The sequence below is a fragment of the Candidatus Eisenbacteria bacterium genome (assembly GCA_035577985.1).
Taxonomy (GTDB): Bacteria; Desulfobacterota; Binatia; order DP-6; family DP-6; genus DATJZY01.
In genome coordinates this window covers 1-4,527 of the sequence record DATJZY010000066.1, presented here as the reverse complement: position 1 = coordinate 4,527, position 4,527 = coordinate 1, and the positions used below count along the sequence as shown (strand labels likewise).

The following is a 4,527-nucleotide window of genomic DNA, read 5'->3' as shown; positions in this document are numbered from 1 at the left end:
GGCCGGTAGATCGCCCCGAGGACCACCAGCGCCGCGACGGCGACCGCGAACATGAAGGCGACTTGCGCGGACGAGATGGCGAGCAAGTCGCCGAACAGCACGCTCGTCGCCTCGCCCGACAGGCGGGTCGACAGGCTGAGGAAGAGGTTGCCCAGTCCCATCGTGAACGCGAGCACGGTGCCGATCGCCACGTCCCGAGCGCGGAGGCGATCGCCCAGGAGCCCCATCGCGATGCCTGCCCCCGTCGTGAGCGTGACGAGCCCGGCGAAGACGTTGGCGTTGACGAGCACGGCCCCCGTCGCCCCGGCGAACCCGACGTGGGCCAGCGCGTGCCCTGCAAACGCCAGCCGGCGAAGGACGACGAAGTAGCCCATCGCGCCCGCGGTCACGCCCACGATCGTTCCCGCCGCGAACGCATGGCGCATGAAGTCGTAGTCGAAGAGCGCCGACCAGGACTGCATCGCCTCACGCGACCCGCACGAATCGATCGCCCCCGGCCGCCTGGAGCACCTGCACCGGGGTCCCGTACAGCGCCGAGAGCGTCCCCGGGGTGACCACGGCCTCGACCGCGCCGCAGCGCGGACGTCCGTCAAGGATGTAGACGACGCGATGCAGGATCGGCAGGAGCGGATTCAGATCGTGCGTGACCACGAGCGTGGTCACCTTGCGCTTCCGGTTGATGTCGGCGACGACGCCGACGACTTCGCCCTGGCTTCGCAGATCCAGGCTCGCCAGCGGCTCGTCCAGCAGCAGGATGGCGACGCCCTCGCAAAGGGCCTGGGCGATGAACAGCCGCTGCTGCTGGCCGCCGGACAGGCGCTCGACCGGCTCGTCGGCGAACTCGGTCGCGCCGACGGCCTCGAGCGCCCGCTCGACTCGCTCAGCCTCGTCGGGCTTGAGCTTGCCGAATCCCCAGCGATGTCCGTTCGTGCCCAGGACCACCAGATCGCGTCCGCGCAAGGCGACGCCGGCGCCGAGGTCCCGGCGCTGGGGCACGAGTCCGATCGATCGGTTTCCGCGGCGAGGTGGCGACCCGAGGACGGCGACGCGGCCCGCGCTCGGGGCGATCTGTCCGAGGATCAGTCGCAGCAGCGTCGACTTGCCGGATCCGTTGGCGCCGATCACGGCCACGACCTCGCCGGGCTCGATGCGAAAGCTCGCCTCGGCCCAGATCCGGCGACCGCCGAGGGTGACGGTCACCGCGTCGAGCACGATCGCCGGGGCGGCGTCGGTCACGTTACCGCGCGCCTCCGCCGAGGGCGAGGCGCACGGCCTCGAGCTGCCTGACCTGCCACGCTTGAAAGGTTGCCGTCGGCGGCACGAGCGTTTCCGAGATGCCGACGACGGGAACGCCAGCGGCCCGCGCTCGCTCCTGGAGTTCCCGCGTCAGGTTCGTCACCGTCTGGGCGTTGTAGACGAGCACACGGATCTGCCGTTGCTCGATCTGGGTGTGGAACGCGATCATGTCGGCCACGCTCGGCTGCGCCCCCTCGGCCACCGCGGCCATGAACTTCGGCGGCGTGACGAGCGCCAACCCGGTGGCCCGCGCCATGTAAACGAAGATGGACTCGGTGGCGCCGATCGGCGTCCCCGCGAAGCCCCGACGGATGGTCTCGATCGCGGACCGATACGGCCGCAGGCTCTCTGCGAACCCGCGGGCCTGCGCGCCGAAGTACGCCGCCGCGGCGGGGCGCAGGCGCTCGAACGCCTCCGTCAGTGCCTCCGCGACACGGTCGATGTACTGTGGGTCGTACCAGACGTGGGGATTATCGCCCGCCTTGAGCCCCACCACGTCACCCGCCGTGACGACGATCGGTTTCCGGCGCAGCGTCGCGACGATCTTGCGGGAGAAGTCGTCGTACCCGAGCCCGTTGTCGACGACGAGCTCCGCCCGCTGATACGCGCGCGCCACCGCGATGTCGGTCTGAAACTCGTGCGGATCGGTGTTCGGGTTGCTGATGATGCTCGTGACCTCGGCGCACCGTCCGCCGAGCTGCTGCGCGATGCTGCCGTACTGATTCGCCGCCGCCACGAGGGCGATCCGCGCGACCGGGCACGGTGGCGCCGGTGACGGATCCTGCGCCGCCGCGCGGGTGCGCGCACCGACCGCCGCGGCCACCGAGCCGGCGAGTATCGCCCGGCGCGTCAGCATTCGAGGCGACGACCCGCCGCGGTTCCACCCCCATGCGCCGCCGGGTCATACGCGATCAACCGTGTGGAGTTGACGACGACGAGCAGTGTGCTGAGGTTGTGCAGGGCGGCGGCCAGCAAGGGATTGAGCAGACCCGCGGCGCCGATGAGCAGGCCGCCGGCATTGACGCCGAGGGCAATCGCGTAGTTCTGACGCACGATGCGTATCGTGCGTTGGCTCAGACGGACGACGGTCGCCACGTGGCGGATGTCGTCGGACGCCAGCGCGATGTCGGCCGCCTCGATCGCCACGTCGGATCCCGCCGTGCCCATGGCGATGCCGACGTCGGCGAGGGCAAGGGCGGGCGCGTCGTTGATGCCGTCGCCCACCATGGCGACGCGCGCGCCGCCCTGGCGCAGATCGCGAATCGCGTCGTACTTCTCCTCGGGCAGCACTTGCGAGCGCCACTCGTCGATGCCGACCGCCTCCGCCACGGAGCGGGCGGCCGCCTCCCCATCCCCGGTGAGCAGGAGCAACCGTGCGACGCCGGCACGCCGGAGCTCGTCGAGCGCCGTCCGCGCGTCGGGCCGGACCTTGTCGCGCACCCCGATGAGCCCGATGACCTGGTTCTGGTGGGCCACGTACATGACGGTCTCGGGCGCGGTGGCGAGCCGCTCGTACAAGCGCTCCACCTGGTCGGGCACCACGACGCTGAAGTCGGTGAGGAGCTTTCGGCTTCCCACGAGGACGCAGTTGTTCTCCCAGTCGGCGTGCACGCCGCGGCCCACGAGGATCTCGCACTCGTCGTGCGACGGAATCGCCACGGCGCGGTTCCGCGCATGGTCCAGCACGGCGAGGGCAAGCGGATGCTGGGAGTGCAGCTCCACGTTCGCGGCAAGCCCGAGCACCTGTGCCGCGGAGTAGTCACGCGCGAGGGACAGCACGCGCTCCACGCGCGGCAGGCCCTCGGTCAGCGTACCGGTCTTGTCGAAGACCACCACGTCGAGGGCCGCGGCCGACTCGAGGTGCGTGCCGCCCTTGATCAGGACGCCGCGTCGGGCGCCGTTGCCGACGGCGGCACTGACGGCGGTCGGCGTGGCGAGCCCTGCCGCACACGGGCAGGCGATGAGCAACATCGTCAGGGCGCGGCGCGCGTCCCCGGTCACACCATAGACGAGCCCTGCCAAGACGAAGGATGCAGGCACGAACCGCGCCGCGAACCGCTCTCCCACGGTCTGGATGCGAGGCCGCAGCTCTTCCGCCTCCTCCACCCGCTTGATCAGGCGACCCACGGCCGTGTCGGCGCCGACCCGTTCACACCTGACGCGCAGCGCGCCGGCCAGGAGGACCGTTCCCGCGTAGACGGGATCGCCCGCGTTCAGGGTGACGGGCATGCTCTCGCCCGTGATGGGGGCCTGATTCACGGTGCCTGACCCGAGCTCGACGCGCCCGTCCACCGGGATGCGCTCGCCGCCGTGGACGGCGACCAGGTCCCCGGGCGCGATCGCCGCGATCGGTCCGCGGACTTCGCTGCCGTTCACGACGATCCACGCGTCGTCCGGACCCGTCTCCAGCAGCGCGCGGATCGCCCGTCGCGTCCGGCGCAACGTGAGCGCCTGCAGATACTCGCCGAGGTTGAGGAGCCAGACCACGGTGAGGCCGGTGACGCTCTCGCGAAGGGCCAGGCTGGCGATCGTCGCGGCGCTGACGAGCGTGTCCGTAGTGGGAGAGCGACGGGCGCGGATCGAGGAGATGGCGCCGCGGAGATAGGGATAGCTGGTGACGATCGTAGAGAGGGCAGTGATGGCAAAGAGCAACGGACTGCTCACGACCGGGCCGACACCCAGCAGTAGGCGCTTGCCGAGGAGTCCCGCGAGGACGCCCCCGCCGAGCACGAGGTTCTTGACGTGATGACGCAGGCTGTCGTCGTGATCGTGGTCATGGTGGTCGTGGCCGACGCCGGCAACCGCGCGCGGCGGGACGACCTGCGTGGGATGGCGGCGCTTCAGCGGCGCTCGCCGCAGGTCTCGGCGAAGACGACGCGCCACGTCCTCGGCGGTGAGCGGGGCCTGGTATCGGACGAGGAGCCTGCCGGTGCTGGGCGTGGCGCGCACTTCGATCACGCCTGGGTACTCCGCGAGGGCGGCCTCCACTGCGGCAGCTCTTCCGGGCGAGCGGAGCGCGGCCGCTTCCCAGCGCATCCGCCCCGCGATGGCCGAGCGGAGGCGCGGAATCACGACCTCCGCGACCGACGCGGCCGGCCGTCCCCGCGCCCGGGGCCGGTTGCCCGAGCCGCACCCTCGGCCTCCGTCTCCCGGTCGCGGTCGAGCTCGGCCCGGACCTCGGCGGTCAGATCCTCGACGTCCTGGACGACGCTATCGCTGACGCGCTTGATG

4 protein-coding genes are annotated in these 4,527 nt (G+C 71.3%); all 4 read right to left on the bottom strand.

What is annotated here, in order from left to right:
* On the bottom strand, nucleotides 1-461 hold a 461-nt coding region (locus tag VMS22_10620; GenBank protein HXJ34477.1), incomplete at its 3' end, for a metal ABC transporter permease.
* Nucleotides 462-465: 4 nt separating this feature from the next.
* Nucleotides 466-1,236, bottom strand: coding sequence for an ATP-binding cassette domain-containing protein (locus tag VMS22_10615; GenBank protein ID HXJ34476.1), 771 nt, complete (start codon nucleotides 1,234-1,236; stop codon nucleotides 466-468).
* Nucleotide 1,237: 1 nt separating this feature from the next.
* Nucleotides 1,238-2,152 (bottom strand): zinc ABC transporter substrate-binding protein, encoded by a 915-nt coding sequence (locus VMS22_10610; GenBank protein ID HXJ34475.1) that lies wholly within the window; start codon nucleotides 2,150-2,152, stop codon nucleotides 1,238-1,240.
* Nucleotides 2,146-4,284, bottom strand: coding sequence for a cation-translocating P-type ATPase (locus tag VMS22_10605; GenBank protein HXJ34474.1), 2,139 nt, complete (start codon nucleotides 4,282-4,284; stop codon nucleotides 2,146-2,148). The genes VMS22_10610 and VMS22_10605 overlap by 7 nt, the downstream gene beginning before the upstream one ends.
* Between the last annotated feature and the right edge of the window lie 243 nt (nucleotides 4,285-4,527).